We start from the raw sequence: 15,863 nt of genomic DNA on the forward strand, positions 1-15,863 counted from the left end.
CATCATTCCGGGGGAGCACACCCGAAGCTCTGCGAGGGTGCAGACTATCAAGAAGCCGCGATGTTGAAGCCTTAAAATCTCCAAAGCCAACAGTTTGGCTCGTCTGGCCGTCACACGGCGGCTGAACGCCCTGAGCTCTGCGAGGGTGCAGACTCCCACGAAGCCGCAATGGTGAAGCCTTGAAATCTCCAAAGCCAACAGTTTGGCTCCTCTGGCTGTCACACAGCTGATGAACACACCCGAAGCTCCGTGAGGGGGCAGACTCAAACAGCGGGCCGCGTAGAGGCGAATCCATACATGGGGTGAGCAACTAGTACAGTGAAATCGGGAATAAGAGAGTCCGCTAGTTTGGCGTTGGTTCGGCGCTTTACTTCTGAGCAGCTTCTTTGGGGTAGAATCTGTCAGTCATTTCTAAAAGTTTAAGGAACTCAACGAAACAGAGTGACCATTGGTGCATTAATTGGCTTTTATCAGTATATCTGCCCCTAATCAAGGTAATAACTGTAGTCTCATATGATAAAATAATGATAAATATTTGTTTATTATTCCTAATCTGTTTTTGTGTTCTAAATTCTCCTGACCCAGATAAATACACAAGGAAGATAGAATGAAACGGTTTAGCGCCATGTTGGCTTATCTCGTGTTAGCAATGAGTTTTAATACATCTGCTGTAGAAAAAAATTACTTCGATACCTTTCCTTACGCTTGCAATCAAATGGAACAACCCAGTTCGGTTGCATACTTTAAGCAATACTCCCCTCATATGCTGATCCATGCTATCGACATTGATTTTGTTGTAAAACAAACAGGTGTTTGTACTTCGTTGTTGATTGCGCTAATGGAACAAGAAACAGGTCTTATCCGCCGTCACACCGTCAAGCGCAAGCCATGGATCCAGCCTTTTGGTCAATTGTCCAAGAAGTATGGATTTATTGCTCAACTTGTTGATGTTGCTGTAAAGCTTCGGCAATTGAAAAATCGGGCTTATTCAGGTTATCTCCCGGCAAATGAGAAAATGGCTTATTTATTTAATGTACAAATGCCGGTAGGAACTCCAAATCGTCTTCTGCAAATTGAAGCGCGAGCGCAATTTAAAACTCTATATAGAGATATGTTCATGTTGGAGTATGTTCCGACCTATTACTTGCATAGCAGCGATTTTGGTTTAAAGCAGGACTTGTTACTACGGAGTTGGCAGTTTCGTCAGGACATGGTCAGACCCATATTCGCAGTTGCCTGATAATGAGTTACCTGAGTGTTTGAAGTGCGGTAAAGAAGTTATCTTTTAAAAATGCTGAGAACTGAGAAGTTGCCTGCAAAATAGCGCTCCAGAAGATACTTAATTCATAAACTCTGATTTTCTTCCGTTTATCAAACGAAAAACGGACCTGAATCTTCAGGTCCGTTACGCTTACACCATTATATCAACATTCTGTCCCAAATTTCCGATTGGTGCTGCGGGTTGCGCCACAGTTGCACTTTGTAACAGTTGCATCGTCATTTGAGCTTCTTGTTTCTGCTGGGTTTTTGCCAAGGCGGCTCCCAGCATTTCATAGCTTTGGCCGACAGCCTGGCTACCGATGCTTTCAGTCATAGTTCCTCCCATGCCGTTACATCCTGTAGGTTATCGGCATATGCGCATGCAACTTTAAGGGAGTGATTATCACGCTAGCGGCTTATCACTGCAATTATGACAAGATCGTCAAGCTCGACAATCCGGCAAATAAAAAAGCCCCGTTTGTTGCAGCAAACGGGGCCGGGGGCTTTTCGCTAGGAGTGACTTATGGTTTCCAAAGCGTCAAGGTTCGATGGGTATTGGTCATCCAATCTGGACCAATGCCGTTGAATTCGTTTTCAATGCTTGTGTCGGTAAGGCAGTTGTCAGTGGGCGAACCGGCCGGGTAGGGCCTTTTTTCACTGTTCCTTTGACTAAAGGGAGCGGGGCCATCGGGATATTGCCAAGTTTCGCAGCCAAACCTTGTTGTATATCGGCAACAGTATAACCAGCTTTAATCTTCATTCGAATGTAAGGGATGCCGCTGGCTTCCAAAGCGCCGCTGACAAACCAGTCTGGCACTGCTTTGTGGCCTTCTTTATTGGTATTGTTGACCAGATCGATCACCGCAACAATGGACATATCGTCTGCGTTACAAAGCACATAATCCAGATATTTGGCGTTGAGCTTCAACAGCGCAGCTCTGCGGGTTTTACTGTCGGCATTATCTTTCAGTTCTAAGATATCAGCCAGTTTCACTCTATTGATAATTTTGTACTGTCCGCCTACGGCACGTTCGAGCAGTTGTAGAAATGATCGTTCGACCTGAGTAAACAGTTGGGTCTTTTTGTGAAAGGGGAATGGGTTGCCATGATGGATAAAACGGTTCACGACAATTGCCGCCATCACCGCTAACAACACCAATAGTACAATGATCAATTCCATAAACACCTCAGACAAATTTTTGACGTTCAGCAGAAACGGCGGTGCGCCGTGTGATTACTTAGCAGAAGTCATGCCAGAAAATGCGAGGTATTGATTGGATGATCATAATAATCGGTGATGCCAGACATATTTGGCATTAATGCCTGTGATAGTCTTTTCAGGCCTATAGTGCTGCAAGTAACAATAGTGCAGCGATATCCCGGCTGTCCTGTATTAAAGGACAGTTGATCGGTGTACTGAGAAAGTCCATACCAGATGAGGAAACTGTGATGACCACTTGTGCAGGATTAACGATTAAAGGCCCGCTGACGGCGGAATACGGACAAATTCTGACAGAAGCTGCCTGCAGCTTTGTCGTCGACCTTGTCCGTGAGTTCAGACCTGAACTGCACCAGTTACTAGCAACACGTCAGCAAGCGCAGGCCCGCTTCGATGCTGGTGCTTTACCAGACTTTTTACCAGAAACTGCACATATTCGTCAAAGTGACTGGCAGGTTGCTGCTATCCCTGCTGATTTACAGGATCGACGCACTGAAATCACAGGCCCGGTTGATCGGAAAATGATCATCAACGCGCTCAATGCCGACGTGAAAGTCTTTATGGCGGACTTTGAAGACTCGCAAGCGCCCAGCTGGCAAGGTGTGATTGAAGGCCAGATCAATTTGCGTGACGCCAATCTTGGTACTATCAGCTACAGCGACCCGCAATCAGGTAAACAGTATGCGCTGCGCGACAATCCGGCGCTGCTGATTGCCCGAGTTCGCGGTTTACATCTGTGGGAGCGACATCTGGAAGTCGACGGCGCTCAGGTACCGGGTTCACTGGTCGACTTCGCTTTGTATTTCTTCCATAACTATCAGATCCGTAAGAAAAAAGGCACTGGTGTTTATTATTACCTGCCGAAGCTGCAAAGCCACAAAGAAGCCGCCTGGTGGGATAAAGTGTTTCGCTTTACTGAAGCGCGCTTCCAGCAACCCGTTGGTTTTATCCGGGCGACAGTGCTGATCGAAACCTTACCCGCAGTGTTTGAAATGGACGAGATCCTGTACAGTCTGAAAGATCATATCGTGGCGCTGAACTGCGGTCGCTGGGACTATATTTTTAGCTATATCAAGACCTTGAAGAATCATCCAGACCGCGTTTTGCCTGACCGGCAAGTGGTAACGATGAATCAGCCGTTTTTAAGCGCATATTCCCGGTTGCTGATTAAAACTTGTCACAAACGGGGGGCGCTGGCTATGGGCGGTATGGCTGCTTTTATTCCGGCGAAAGATCCGGTGGCCAATGCGGCCATTTTGCAAAAAGTGACGGCAGATAAATCACTGGAAGCAAATAACGGCCATGACGGTACCTGGGTGGCGCATCCGGGGCTTGCCGCTACAGCCAATGCTGTCTTTGACGCCAAACTCGGTGAAAAGCCGAATCAGTTACATGTACTGCGTGAACAGGACGCGCCAATCAGCGCAGCCGAGCTGCTGCAACCGAGCGAAGGCGAGCGGACCGAAGCCGGGATGCGGACTAATATCCGCGTGGCACTGCAATATATTGCCGCCTGGATCAGCGGCAAAGGCTGCGTGCCGATCTATGGCCTGATGGAGGATGCGGCCACCGCAGAAATTTCCAGAACTTCAATCTGGCAATGGATAAAACATGGTAAGTCATTGTCAAACGGGCAATTAATTACCAAGGCTTTGTTCAGCCAGATGTTAACAGAAGAAAGTGCCGTCGTTCGGTCCGAAGTTGGGGAAGAGCTATGGCAACAACAATCCTTTGACAAAGCGGCGGCTTTATTGCTAAGTATCACCACAGCTGATGAGTTGGTGGACTTCCTGACCCTGCCAGCGTATGAGCTTTTAGTGTAACCCGAAGCAAAGAGGGGCATCCCAACCGCCCCTCTTTTTTTATCCGCAATCTGGCTCAGACACCATATGTCTGCCATTTGCCTAACTCAATTCATCCGCAATCTCGACAATCAATCGGCGCAACCAGATATGGCTGGCGTCCTGATGCAATAACGGGCTCCAAATCATCTTCAGTTCAATAGACGGGATGGGGAAAGGCGGGTCCAGTACCTGCATGCTGCTGTCGTTTCTATACAGCATAGCGGCGCGATAGGGCAGGGTCGCAATCAAATCGGTTTCGACGGCCAGATGCATCGCCACATGATAGTTTCGGGTGAATACGCCGATATTGCGCTGCTTACCAAATTTGGCCAGTGCTTCGTCGACCCAGCCGAGTTTTTGCACATCTGCCGGATCCATACCGACCCCAACGCCAAAACCGGTTTTACTGACCCAAATATGCTGGCCTTTTAAATAGGTATCTAAATTAAAGTTCTGCAAAATCGGGTTTTGTTTATGCACCAGACAAGCAAAGGCATCTTTCCAAATGGTTTTTTGGTGGAAGGATTGTGGTAGCTGGTCAAAGCGGTTAATCGCCATGTCCACTTTGCCGTTTTCAACGTCGTGGAAGGTCACGTCAGACGGCGTCATGATATCCAACGAAGTACCGGGCGCTTGCGCCCGCAACCGCTTCAGCAGTGCAGGGATCAGCGTGGAAGCCGCATAATCACTGGCCATAATACGAAACACCCGATGGCTGTGTGAAGGCTCAAACTCTTTGTTCGGCTGCAGCGTTTCTTCCAGCGTTAACAACACGCCGCGTACGATAGGCGCCAGTTCTTTTGCGCGTTCGGTTGGCACCATGCCGTCTGAGGTTCTGACCAAAATTGGGTCGTTCAACAGGTCGCGCAGGCGCTTCAGGCCATTGCTCATCGCCGGCTGCGTGATACTGAGCTGGTTGGCGGCGCGGGTGACATTTTTCTCCCTGAGCAACATGTCCAGATAGACCAACAGGTTTAAGTCGATTTTGCTGATATTCATCAAATCCCCCGTGAATTGGCTGTGCCGGCGGCAAATAAACCATTTTTCATATTCATATAATGAATGATGAGCATCAAAAAAATCAACTGGATGAATCGTTTTGCTGAAACCTATAGTGAAATGCAACAGCGCAGGGCACATACAACACCTGCATAGCTGCAAACAGAAAGAACCTAACAGCCCGAACCCGATGAGGATGCAGTGATGTCAGCCTACTTACAGAAAGTCCAGCAACTGGAACAAAGTGTTAAAGCCAATGGCAACGCCTGGAATGCCATCAGCGCTGAATATGCAACCCGGATGCAACTGCAGAACAGATTTAACAGCGGCCTCGACATTGCGCAGTACACCGCCGATATCATGCGCCGTGATATGGCAGAGTACGACGCCGACAGCGCCAGCTACACCCAGTCACTTGGCTGCTGGCACGGTTTTATCGGTCAGCAGAAACTGATTGCCATCAAAAAGCATTTTGGCAGCACGAAGAAACGTTATTTGTACCTGTCCGGCTGGATGATTGCAGCACTGCGCTCTGAGTTCGGACCACAGCCTGATCAATCAATGCATGAAAAAACCGCAGTGCCGGCGCTGATTGAAGAGCTGTATACCTTCTTAAAACAAGCAGATGCCCGTGAACTCGGCGGTTTGTTCCGTGAACTGGATGCTGCCCGTGCAGCCGACCAGCAAAGCAAAGTGACAGAGATCCTGGCGAAGATCGATAACTTTGAAACCCACGTGGTGCCGATTATCGCCGACATCGACGCCGGTTTTGGTAATGCCGAAGCGACTTACCTGCTGGCGAAAAAAATGATTGAAGCCGGCGCCTGCGCCATTCAGATTGAAAACCAGGTGTCAGACGAAAAACAATGTGGTCACCAGGACGGTAAAGTCACAGTGCCACATGCGGACTTCCTGGCAAAAATTAACGCGGTACGTTACGCCTTCCTCGAGCTTGGCATCGAAAACGGCATCATCGTGGCGCGCACCGATTCTTTAGGTGCTGGCCTTACCAAACAAATCGCTGTGACCAACGAACCTGGTGATTTAGGCGATTTGTACAACAGTTTCCTGGATGGCGACTACATCCAAAGCGCTGACGATATTCAGAACGGCGACGTGGTGGTAAAAGCCAATGGCAAGCTGTTAAAACCGAAACGCCTGCCAAGTGGCCTGTTCCAGTTCAAAGCTGGCTCAGGCGTTGACCGAGTGGTGCTGGATTGTATTACCTCGCTGCAGCATGGCGCTGACTTGCTGTGGATTGAAACGGAAAAACCACACGTTGGCCAAATCGCCGAAATGGTCGATCGTATTCGCGCTGTGGTACCAAACGCCAAGCTGGTATACAACAACAGTCCGTCCTTTAACTGGACATTGAACTTCCGTCAGCAGGTGTTTGATGCCTGGGCGGCAGAAGGCAAAGATGTGTCGGCTTATGACCGCGCCAAACTGATGAGTGTTGATTACGACAGCACCGCACTGGCGCTGGAAGCAGATGAGCGTATCCGTACGTTCCAGGCCGATGGCTCAAAACGCGCAGGGATTTTCCACCATCTGATCACGTTGCCGACGTATCACACGGCGGCGCTGTCGACCGACAATCTGGCCAAAGAGTATTTTGGCGAGGCCGGCATGCTGGGTTACGTAAAAGGTGTGCAGCGTCAAGAGATCCGTCAGGGCATTGCCTGCGTTAAACACCAGAATATGTCAGGGTCAGATATTGGCGATGACCATAAAGAATACTTTGCCGGTGAAGCTGCATTAAAAGCAGCCGGTAAAGATAACACCATGAATCAGTTCTGAGGGGCGCTGATTTGTTAACAGCCGGTAAGCATGGACAGCTTGCCGGTAATTGCTGAAACGAGTTTTACGTGGTCGGGTGAATCGACTGTTGGCAGCCAAAGATTGGCTGCCTTTTTTATTCAAGCGCTAAACTCACCCTGCGGCTGCAAATTTAGCAACAGCTGACTTAAACGTACTTTGTGATACGGCAGATGACGCTCGGCTTTGCCGGTTTTGAGCAGGACCAATGAGTGTTCCTGAAATTCTACTGCTGCCCGCGCCGTGCGGATTTGATTGCCGTGCCGGCTGAAAGGTACCTGGGCCAGCGTCAGGCGTTCACACAATAATAGCTTTAACATCCGTTTATCATACATCTGCATGTCTCCGCAAAACTGCAAGCAACATCAGGAGATATCCTGACGCCGGGCAGTCTATCGGCCAGAGATGACAGAAAATTGAATCTGAGCTGATTAAGTGGTTGAAAAATAACCGCTTGCTATCAATCTATTCTGCTGGCAGCTGATAGCTGTCGCAAATCACTTGCCAGGCAGCTTCTGCGCTATCTACAAAGCGGATCAGGGTCAAATCCTGCGGGCTGATGAGCCCCTCTTCAACCAGCAAATCAAAGTTGATTAATTTGCGCCAGAAGTGCTCGTCAAACAGCACCACCGGCACCTTACTGGCTTTTCCGGTTTGCAGCAGGGTCAGGGTTTCGAACAACTCGTCCAGAGTACCAAAACCACCCGGAAAGGCGACCAAAGCGCGGGCGCGTTGCAAGAAATGCATTTTGCGGATGGCAAAATAGTGAAACTGGAAACAAAACTCCGGCGTGATGTAAGGGTTGGGTTTTTGCTCGTGTGGCAGCACGATATTGAGGCCGATACTTTTGCCGCCGACCTGATAAGCGCCGCGATTGGCCGCTTCCATCACACCGGGGCCACCACCGCTGATAATCGTCAGGGCGCTTTTTGGGCAGTGCAGACTGTGTTGGGTCACCAGTTCGGCAAAGCGTTGTGCTTCAACATAATAACGGCTGTTACGCACCTGACGTTTGGCTTGTTGCAACAGCTGCTGATGTCGGGGTTCGTCAGGGGCCAATGCCAGTTGTTGCTGCGCCTGCGCCAACTTAAGCGACGCTTGTTCCGGCGACAAAAAACGCGCACTGCCAAACACCACGACAGTGGCTTTGACCTGATGTTGTTCCAGAATTAATTGCGGCTTCAGGTACTCCAGCTGCAGGCGGGCTGAACGTAATTCGTCTTGCATCAGAAATTCAGTATCGGCAAAAGCAAGGCGGTACGACGGATGGTCCTGCAGTTCCAGCGCCTGCTCTAAAGCGTCACGCGCCGAACTGAAGTGACGGGCTTCTAACGGGTTTTTTGCTTTCATAAAAAAGTCCTGTCTGTTTCCCTGTATTGATGGCATGAAGTGTCACAAATCAATAGTTTGATCTAGCCTAACATGTCCCAATTTTTTTTGGTGTAAGTTAGGCCTGTCTCTCCAGAAGGAAGCTGTCATGCCATTAGATGCACGTTTAACATTTTTAGGCGCGGCCCGTCAGGTGACCGGGTCTTGTTATTTATTGCAGTGGAACGGCCGGAATGTGTTGCTGGATTGCGGGATGCAGCAGGGCGGCGATCAGGTAACAGACTTGCATAAGTTCCGTTTTCAGTTCAGACCCAAAGATATTGACGCAGTCATTTTGTCGCATGCCCATATCGATCACAGTGGTTTGCTCACGTTACTGGTAGCGCGTGGATTCCGCGGCCGGATTTTTTGTTCAGAAGGCACAGCCAGTCTGTTACCAATTTTGTTAAAAGATGCGTTTTCGCTGTATATCAAAGATCTGGAGTGGCAGAACCGGCAACGGGCGCGGCTCGGTAAGCCGGAGCAAGACCCGATCATGAGTCTCAAAGATGTCATGGCGGTGACTGACAGTCTGGAGCCTTTGCCTTATCAGCAGGACACGGACGTGCTAGAAGGCTTGACACTACGCTTGCACGACGCTGGGCATATTCTGGGCTCGGCCATCGTTGAACTTTGGATCAAAGCCCATAAAGCGATGCGCCACCTGGTGTTTTCCGGCGATTTGGGCAATCCGGCCACCGTACTGATGCACGACCCGTCGCTAATTGAGAGCGCAGATGTGGTGTTGATGGAAAGTACCTATGGTGACCGCGACCATCAATGTCTGGACAATACCCTGGAAGAATTTGCCAGCGCGCTGGATGCGGCGCACAAAGCCGGTGGCAATGTGTTTATCCCGGCGTTTGCACTGGGTCGCTCGCAGGAAATTTTGTATTACTTAGGCTTGTTATATCATCAGGGCCGGCTAAAGCAACGCATGGTGGTGCTGGACAGCCCGATGGCGATCGAGATCACGCAGATTTACGACAAGCTGATCAAAGAGTTTGATCACAAAGATACGCAGGTGTTTGCCCGTTATGGCGCCAAAGATCTGAAATCGTTTTTGCCGATTTTGCATCTGACCAAAGATGTCGAAGAATCGATGGCTCTCAACCGGATTAATCAGGGCGCGATTATCATCGCCGGCAGCGGCATGTGTAACGGTGGCCGCATCCTGCACCACTTTAAACACAACCTGTGGAAAAACGTCAACCATCTGATTTTTGTTGGTTTTCAGGCCAAGGGAACCTTAGGACGCCGGTTGATTGACGGCGAAACTCGGGTGAAAATTCTCGGTCAGCCATTAGTGGTGCGGGCGGCTATCCATACCATCGGCGGTTTTTCTGCGCATGCCGGCCAAAGCCAATTGCTGGCCTGGGCCAAACATATCGGCGGTAAACCACAGTTTTATCTGGTTCACGGCGAACCGCAGGCGCAGGATGCCCTACAGGCCAAACTGACAGCGCTTGGGATCAACGTCTCTATTGCTGAACCGGCACAGTCGGTGGCTTTGTAAGATTTTCTGTGTGATTTGAGACCACATCCATATCACAAAGGGCTGATTGTTCAGCCCTTTTTTTCAAGATGAGTTCGTCGACTCTTTGGATAAAGTCGGTTGGGACTGTCGCGGAAAAAGCAATGCGTAATAAACCGTCGTCAACGGGCAGCGCTAAAGCCTTGTATTGCGACCGTTGCTCAGCCGGTAAACGGCGCAGATAAACTTCCGGGCTAATCAACAAATCAGCTCTGTTACCATCCAATAGAGCAAAGGTCTGTTCGAGACCTCGCGGATTTTCAATAAACCATTTGCTGCAGTTTTTATCGTGGCGTAACTTTTCAACCTGTTCACCCAGATATAAACCGGACATCGCGACGATAGTCGCTTGTTGCATCATAGGGTCGCACCAGCTTTTAATCTGGTCCCATTGTGGAGCGCCACTACGCCGGTACAGCCGGCTTTTACTGACAGCAAAAGCCTCACTGAACTGGAAACTGCGTTTGGGAGATTTAACCAGCCCTGTGACCAGCTGGATCTTATCTCGTTGTAACGCCGTTTCTTTTTGCGCAACTGACGGGTTGCCGCTAACAAACTGCAATGGACACCCAAGCTCTGCAAATAACTGTTGTTGCCATTGGTCAAGACAACCTAGCTGTTTACCTGTGCGCTCATAGATATGAAAGGTCGCTAATTGCACCGGGCATTCGGCGGCAATAGCTGCAGGAAAAATCAGCCAGCTAAGCCATAGCACTTGTTTCATGATCTCTCCCCCGCAGCATGCTGTAGCTTCCGGTATAGATGCCTGAGCGAACTGCTGTCAAGGCTGCACCACTGTCGGTGCCACATCCTCGCTCGGATAACAGCCCAATACTTTGACAAAGCGGGTGATGCGATTCAGTTCATCCAGCGCCCGTTTCATTGCGTAGTCATCGAGGTTGGCAAAGACGTCGACATAAAACATCTCTTCCCATGGATTGCCCGGGATTGGCCGCGATTCCAGTTTGCCCATGCTGATACCATGTTGTTTCAGTACTGTTAAAGCGTCGACCAAAGCGCCCGGTTGCTGGCCGGTGTACATAATAAAAGTGGTTTTGGCCGGAATGGCTTTGGCCACATTGATTGGTTTACGCGCGACCACAATAAAACGGCTGACATTGTCTTTTTGGTTGGCGAGTTCACGGCCTAAGACTTCGAGGCCATAGAGTTTGCCGCCTTCTTCACCGCCAATGGCGACCACGGACAAATCCTGCGCCTGACGTACCCGGTTAAAGGCATCACTCGAAGCGTCGCAATATTCGATTTTGACGTTGCTGAGTGTCTGCAGATATTGACTACACTGCGCGATAACTTGCGGGTGGGCGCAAATCTGTTTGATCTTACTCAGATCAGTGCCAGGTAATCCAAGCAGACAATGTTTAATCGGGTGGGTTAGTTCACCCACGATCGATAACCGCGTGTGCTGCAATAGATCAAACACTTCGTTGATACTGCCGCTGGAGGTGTTTTCAATCGGTAACACGGCGTAATCGGCGTGGCCGGTTTCCACCGCCTGCACGATTTCGTTAAAGCTGTCGCAGCCAATTTCAATCAGTTTTTCGGCGCGGCGGGTGAAGTATTTTTGCGTCGCCCAATAACTGTAGGAGCCCTGCCGGCCGAGGAATGCGACGCGGCAGACCGGACCGTTGTCGCCATTGAGCTGGCCTTGTACTTTGGCTTGTTGTTGTAAAACAGAATCTTCGATAATCACATGGTAAAGCCGGGTGACGTATTGGGCATCGAGGCCTAAGTCTTTGCCTTTACCAATTAGCGACAGCAACAGCTCTTCTTCGCGCTTCTGGTCGCGGATTGGTTTGTTTTGCGCCAGTTTGGCTTCAGCCACAGCGAGCGCCAGCGCGCGGCGTTTGGCTAATAAGCCCAGCAATTGCTGGTCTGTGTCACTGATGTCGTGACGAATTTGATCAAGTTCGATTGCCATTTTTCCTATCCCCTGAAACGAAAAAACCTCCCGGCTTGGGAGGTTTTCAACTGGTTTGACACACGCGCAGCCAGTTACCTCCCGGATTGGGTGGTAAAGCTAAAAAAGAAGCGAGTGGTCAGAATTTTTTGCATAGCCGTTACCTTATTCCGTCTGGATGGCTAAAGTCAACGCTGTGGCAGCAATTGCAGTGAATATTTTTCCGCCTGCGGCAAAAAGCCCAGCGGTTTTTCACCAAGCCAATAGGCGTGATCGGCCGCGTAAAACTCTGATAGCGGATGACCGGACTGACCGGCCGGGATCACTAAAATGCCGTCGGCTTCGTGGCCTGGCGATACCACCATGCGTTCGCTCTGTCCGTGTACCTTCAGCTGCACTCGCGGCATATGCCGGTCGCCGGCCAGTGGATCGGCCGGCATATTTAACCAGCGGCCGAGAAATGGCAGCGCTTTAGTCAATGGATGCTGAATTTCAGCGCTGTTGAGCGTTCCCCAGCGTGCTTTGCTTAAATCGCCTTCGGTTTGCGCTTTAAGCTGTGCGACCGAATCCAGTACGGCTTGTTGCAAAAGTGCATCCCAGCTCTGGAAGCTTCCAGGCAGGGTATCGCCGCGTCGGGCTTGTAACAGCGCCCAGGCCGGTGTTTCCGGCACCATTTTTAGATCACGTAGGCGCAGCTGCTGCGCTTCCAGTTGTGCGGCTAGTGGTGCAAACATCAGCTCCAGCGTTTTGTCGCGAAAGGCGCGTAGCAGACTATATCCGATGGCATCACGGCTGGCGGCCTTACTGTCGGTTTCAATCCACTGGCGGTATTGCTGCAGTTGCTGTGCGGCGACAAATTCAGGTGTCAGCACTTGCAATAACAGCTGTTGCCAGCGCTGGAGGAATAACGCTTCATGGTCGAGCTGAATATCGTGCAGTGATTTTTCGTCGTGCTGCGCTATGGCAAACAGGCGGTCGCGGATTTGTTTGCCACGGGCGCCTAAGTCATAGCCACCATTACCAAGCACCGCTAACGCATCGCCGCCGACCGAACGGGCATTGGCGGTCCAGAGCCGGCTGTCTTTTGGCGCATAGATTTGTGGATAATCTTTGGCAGACAAATAACCGGACCAGTAGTTTTTACCTTCACTCCAGTCCTGCGGCGTATCCCAGTCTTGTAACTGGCGGGATGGGATGGCACCGATGATGGTCCAACCGATTTGACCTTTGCTGTCGGCAACCAGCAGGTTCTGCGCCGGTACGCCGATACTGGGTGCAAGAGCTAATGCTTCGCTGCTGCTTTGCGCTGTCTCCAGTGCCAGTAAATTCAGGTTCAGACTTTCGCGGTCATAACCCACCCAGCGCAGCGCAAATTTATCAAATGGTGCTGGCATGACCGGGCCCCATTGGGTTTCTTTGACCAGCAGCACCACATCGGCTTCGCCTTTGACCTTAATCACTTCGTTGTTGTAGCTAAATTCCTGCAGACCGGCCGGTGTCTGATATTTTTGCCCGCTGGCGTCCAGCTTGAGGGCAATGACGTCATGCCAGTCGGCAGTGCTGTTGGTAAAGCCCCAGGCAATATGGCCGTTGCTGCCGGCGACTACCGCTGGCGTGCCGGGCAGAGTGACACCGGCGATGTTGTGTTGTTTGTCGCCTTCAGACCAGCTCATTTGCGCTTTATACCAAGTGCCCGGCACCCTAATGCCTAAGTGCATGTCGTCGGCCAGAATAGCGCGGCCATCTTTGCTGGCGCTGGCGGCAACGGCAAAGTTATTCGAGCCGATATCGCGGCTGTCAGTTAAGCCACAATCGCGGCACGCCTGCGCCGGAATGGCTTTTAACAATGCAGGCAGCGGGTTTGCCGGCAGTGGCAATGCCTTGGCTTCAGAGCCGTCGATGGCTGCCTGCCAGTCACTGCTGTGCTGAGTTAAAAACTGATACCACTCCAGCGGTAATGCTGCTTTCAGGGCACCTTGTGCCAGCTCATCTTTGCCTAATGAGCCCTGCAAATCCAGAAACATGCTGTAAATGACCAGCAGTGAATCGGCGCTTTGCCAGGGGCGCGGCTTTTGAGTCAGCAACAAGTATTCAAATGGCGGCAATCCAAGCTGTTGTAAGCCTGCGTTTGCTCCGGCGGCGTAGCGTTCCAGCATGTCGCGTTGCTGTTTCGGTAATTCGCGTAAAATGGCGTCCGCCCGGTCGCGGAAACGATGCATGCGTTGTTTTTTATCAAAATCTAGTGCGGCCGCGCCAAATAACTCTGCCAGTTCTCCGGCTGAGTTACGTCGCAGTAAATCCATCTGAAAATAACGTTCCTGGGCATGGGCAAACCCGAGCGCAAAGGCGGCATCGCCGCGGTTTTGTGCCCGGATACTCAGATAACCCTGAGCATCACGGCTGGATACGACCTGTTGCTGTACTGCTGCGCTCAGTTGACCTTGATATAAAGGCAGGCTTTGGTGCACCATCCAATAGGCGGCTATAGCGGCTATCGCCAGCAACGCTATGACGACTGCTAACATATTTTTTATAATTTTCATGCAGATGCGCTCATTTTGACTTGGAAAACTTAGATTATCACAGAAGATCAGGTGTTATATGCAACAAATTCAATCTGCCCTCACGCCGGTGTTTGACCTGGCAGTCCGGCTGTTTCACTGGTTGCAGGTACTGCTGCTGGGTGGGCTTTGGTACAGCGCTGAGCAGGAATGGTATGGCATTCATCAGCTGTTGGCTTACACGTTGGCGTCCCTGCTAGGAGCGCGGCTGATTTGGGGGCTGATTGGCAGTGACACGGCGCGTTTTCGCCATTTTGTACCTGGTTTTAGACAATTACGGCATTATCTGGCTACCAAAACACCTGCTGTCGGGCACAATCCGCTTTCAGCACTGATGATTCTGGCACTCATCCTGTTAGTAGCTCTGCAATTTTTTTCTGGGCTGATGACCACTGACGAAGTGATGACGGAAGGGCCGCTGTATAGTCTGGTGCCGGACTGGCTCAGTAGTCTGGCCGGCAGCTGGCACGAGCTGGGATTTAATCTGTTACTGGGGTTGGTTGCGCTGCATGTATTAGCTGCTGTGCTGCACCAGTGGCGTGGCGACAGAGTGATTAGTGCCATGTGGCATGGCCGCAAGGTACTTCCAGCGAATACGCCGGCACCGCAACTGCTGAACAGCTTCAAATACTTGCTGTTGGCGCTGATTTTGTTTTGCGGTCTGATGGGCTGGCAGGGCAGTGCGCTCTGGCCACAAGTTTTGACCGACCTGCAGACGATTGGCGTGCTGTGATATCAAAAAACGGAGCCAAAGCTCCGTTTTGTTTTTGCTATTAGCCTTTTCGTTGAGCGAAATTAATCGGCTTTGTATTTGTCGTGACAGGCTTTGCAGTTGCCACGGAAAGTAGCAAAAGCCGCTTTAATTTTGGCTTGATCGCCACTTTGTGCTGCAGTTTGCAGTGCTTTGGCGTCCAGTTGGAATTTGTCTGCTTTGGCGGTGAAATCTTTAAAATCGGCCCAAATCTCTGCTTTTGCATCACCACCGCCAGTTTCGGTGCCGGCAGTACTGAAGGCTGGCCACGGCAATGGCGCTAAAGCAGCCAGTGCGTCAGCACGTTGTTGTACGCGTTTGGCATCAAATGGCACTTTACCCTGCAACATCTCACCGATGTCGCCGGTATTGTGCCGGATCATGGTAAAGGCAGACTGGCGGTAATCCACCGCGTCTTTGGCGTCGGTAAAAGCGGTTGCTGCCTGTGCTGCAGCGGAAAGCGCGGCAGCTGCTACGAAAGTTGTGAATAGTTTTTTCATCGTCGGATTCTCATTTAGCGATTTAGCATGCAATAATGCTATAAGTTTTGTGCACTTGAGTACATTGATCTCACAGTGTTTTACCATCAGG

At 50.6% G+C, this 15,863-nt stretch carries 14 protein-coding genes; 5 read left to right on the top strand and 9 right to left on the bottom strand.

Annotated elements, in window-relative coordinates; all coding sequences use genetic code 11:
- Positions 1–607: 607 nt before the first annotated feature.
- Positions 608–1,240 carry a hypothetical protein gene (locus Q399_RS0119220; RefSeq protein WP_031571430.1) on the top strand — a complete coding sequence of 211 codons (633 nt, stop codon included), beginning with the start codon at positions 608–610 and terminating at the stop codon, positions 1,238–1,240.
- Between the two features lie 171 nt (positions 1,241–1,411).
- Here the strand turns inward: Q399_RS0119220 and Q399_RS0119225 are convergent, their stop codons facing one another.
- Positions 1,412–1,594 (bottom strand): hypothetical protein, encoded by a 183-nt coding sequence (locus Q399_RS0119225; RefSeq protein WP_031571432.1) that lies wholly within the window; start codon positions 1,592–1,594, stop codon positions 1,412–1,414.
- A 225-nt stretch (positions 1,595–1,819) separates the two neighbouring features.
- Positions 1,820–2,440, bottom strand: coding sequence for a DUF2726 domain-containing protein (locus Q399_RS0119230; protein WP_031571433.1), 621 nt, complete (start codon positions 2,438–2,440; stop codon positions 1,820–1,822).
- 269 nt (positions 2,441–2,709) lie between these two features.
- Between Q399_RS0119230 and aceB the strand changes: the two genes are divergently transcribed.
- Complete coding sequence (aceB, locus tag Q399_RS0119235) at positions 2,710–4,302, top strand: malate synthase A (RefSeq protein ID WP_031571435.1); 1,593 nt, start codon at positions 2,710–2,712, stop codon at positions 4,300–4,302.
- Positions 4,303–4,383: 81 nt separating this feature from the next.
- On the opposite strand, the gene Q399_RS0119240 is transcribed toward aceB, so the two are convergent.
- Positions 4,384–5,322 carry a LysR family transcriptional regulator gene (locus tag Q399_RS0119240; RefSeq protein WP_031571437.1) on the bottom strand — a complete coding sequence of 313 codons (939 nt, stop codon included), beginning with the start codon at positions 5,320–5,322 and terminating at the stop codon, positions 4,384–4,386.
- 204 nt (positions 5,323–5,526) lie between these two features.
- Here Q399_RS0119240 and Q399_RS0119245 point away from each other — a divergent pair, with 204 nt between their 5' ends.
- Positions 5,527–7,122, top strand: a complete 1,596-nt coding sequence (locus tag Q399_RS0119245) for an isocitrate lyase (protein ID WP_031571439.1) — start codon at positions 5,527–5,529, stop codon at positions 7,120–7,122.
- A 119-nt stretch (positions 7,123–7,241) separates the two neighbouring features.
- Here Q399_RS0119245 and Q399_RS0119250 read toward each other — a convergent pair whose 3' ends face one another.
- Positions 7,242–7,475: a hypothetical protein gene (locus tag Q399_RS0119250; RefSeq protein WP_157836356.1), complete on the bottom strand. Its 234-nt coding sequence runs from the start codon at positions 7,473–7,475 to the stop codon at positions 7,242–7,244.
- A 130-nt stretch (positions 7,476–7,605) separates the two neighbouring features.
- Entirely contained in the window at positions 7,606–8,490 is an 885-nt protein-coding gene (locus tag Q399_RS0119255) for an LOG family protein (RefSeq protein ID WP_031571443.1), read from the bottom strand.
- Between the two features lie 127 nt (positions 8,491–8,617).
- Between Q399_RS0119255 and Q399_RS0119260 the strand changes: the two genes are divergently transcribed.
- On the top strand, positions 8,618–10,024 hold the full coding sequence (locus Q399_RS0119260; protein WP_031571444.1) for an MBL fold metallo-hydrolase RNA specificity domain-containing protein: 1,407 nt from the start codon (positions 8,618–8,620) through the stop codon (positions 10,022–10,024).
- Here the strand turns inward: Q399_RS0119260 and Q399_RS0119265 are convergent.
- The 3 genes from Q399_RS0119265 to Q399_RS0119275 all read right to left on the bottom strand — a co-directional run bounded on the left by Q399_RS0119265 (position 9,990) and on the right by Q399_RS0119275 (position 14,503).
- A complete protein-coding gene (locus tag Q399_RS0119265; RefSeq protein WP_031571445.1) occupies positions 9,990–10,766 on the bottom strand; it encodes a type 2 periplasmic-binding domain-containing protein in 777 nt (258 codons plus the stop codon). The two genes, Q399_RS0119260 and Q399_RS0119265, sit on opposite strands and share 35 nt — an antisense overlap.
- A gap of 57 nt (positions 10,767–10,823) precedes the next feature.
- A complete protein-coding gene (locus tag Q399_RS0119270) occupies positions 10,824–11,981 on the bottom strand; it encodes a chorismate mutase (RefSeq protein ID WP_031571447.1) in 1,158 nt (385 codons plus the stop codon).
- 167 nt (positions 11,982–12,148) lie between these two features.
- Positions 12,149–14,503, bottom strand: coding sequence for a penicillin acylase family protein (locus Q399_RS0119275; protein WP_031571448.1), 2,355 nt, complete (start codon positions 14,501–14,503; stop codon positions 12,149–12,151).
- Between the two features lie 58 nt (positions 14,504–14,561).
- Here Q399_RS0119275 and Q399_RS0119280 point away from each other — a divergent pair, with 58 nt between their 5' ends.
- Entirely contained in the window at positions 14,562–15,254 is a 693-nt protein-coding gene (locus tag Q399_RS0119280; RefSeq protein WP_037046792.1) for a cytochrome b/b6 domain-containing protein, read from the top strand.
- 62 nt (positions 15,255–15,316) lie between these two features.
- Here Q399_RS0119280 and Q399_RS0119285 read toward each other — a convergent pair whose 3' ends face one another.
- A complete protein-coding gene (locus tag Q399_RS0119285; protein WP_031571453.1) occupies positions 15,317–15,772 on the bottom strand; it encodes a c-type cytochrome in 456 nt (151 codons plus the stop codon).
- Positions 15,773–15,863 lie beyond the last annotated feature (91 nt).

This window comes from Rheinheimera texasensis DSM 17496 (genome assembly GCF_000711985.1).
Lineage (GTDB): Bacteria > Pseudomonadota > Gammaproteobacteria > Enterobacterales > Alteromonadaceae > Pararheinheimera > Pararheinheimera texasensis.

Excerpts from the sequence above, each read along its gene's own strand:
- Q399_RS0119245 (WP_031571439.1), top strand. The coding sequence starts at position 5,527 with ATGTCAGCCTACTTACAGAAAGTCCAGCAACTGGAACAAAGTGTTAAA.
- Q399_RS0119260 (WP_031571444.1), top strand. The coding sequence starts at position 8,618 with ATGCCATTAGATGCACGTTTAACATTTTTAGGCGCGGCCCGTCAGGTG.
- Q399_RS0119285 (WP_031571453.1), bottom strand. The coding sequence starts at position 15,772 with ATGAAAAAACTATTCACAACTTTCGTAGCAGCTGCCGCGCTTTCCGCT.
- Q399_RS0119230 (WP_031571433.1), bottom strand. The coding sequence starts at position 2,440 with ATGGAATTGATCATTGTACTATTGGTGTTGTTAGCGGTGATGGCGGCA.
- Q399_RS0119240 (WP_031571437.1), bottom strand. The coding sequence starts at position 5,322 with ATGAATATCAGCAAAATCGACTTAAACCTGTTGGTCTATCTGGACATG.
- aceB (WP_031571435.1), top strand. The coding sequence starts at position 2,710 with ATGACCACTTGTGCAGGATTAACGATTAAAGGCCCGCTGACGGCGGAA.
- Q399_RS0119270 (WP_031571447.1), bottom strand. The coding sequence starts at position 11,981 with ATGGCAATCGAACTTGATCAAATTCGTCACGACATCAGTGACACAGAC.
- Q399_RS0119225 (WP_031571432.1), bottom strand. The coding sequence starts at position 1,594 with ATGACTGAAAGCATCGGTAGCCAGGCTGTCGGCCAAAGCTATGAAATG.
- Q399_RS0119255 (WP_031571443.1), bottom strand. The coding sequence starts at position 8,490 with ATGAAAGCAAAAAACCCGTTAGAAGCCCGTCACTTCAGTTCGGCGCGT.
- Q399_RS0119265 (WP_031571445.1), bottom strand. The coding sequence starts at position 10,766 with ATGAAACAAGTGCTATGGCTTAGCTGGCTGATTTTTCCTGCAGCTATT.
- Q399_RS0119220 (WP_031571430.1), top strand. The coding sequence starts at position 608 with ATGAAACGGTTTAGCGCCATGTTGGCTTATCTCGTGTTAGCAATGAGT.
- Q399_RS0119250 (WP_157836356.1), bottom strand. The coding sequence starts at position 7,475 with ATGTATGATAAACGGATGTTAAAGCTATTATTGTGTGAACGCCTGACG.
- Q399_RS0119280 (WP_037046792.1), top strand. The coding sequence starts at position 14,562 with ATGCAACAAATTCAATCTGCCCTCACGCCGGTGTTTGACCTGGCAGTC.
- Q399_RS0119275 (WP_031571448.1), bottom strand. The coding sequence starts at position 14,503 with ATGAAAATTATAAAAAATATGTTAGCAGTCGTCATAGCGTTGCTGGCG.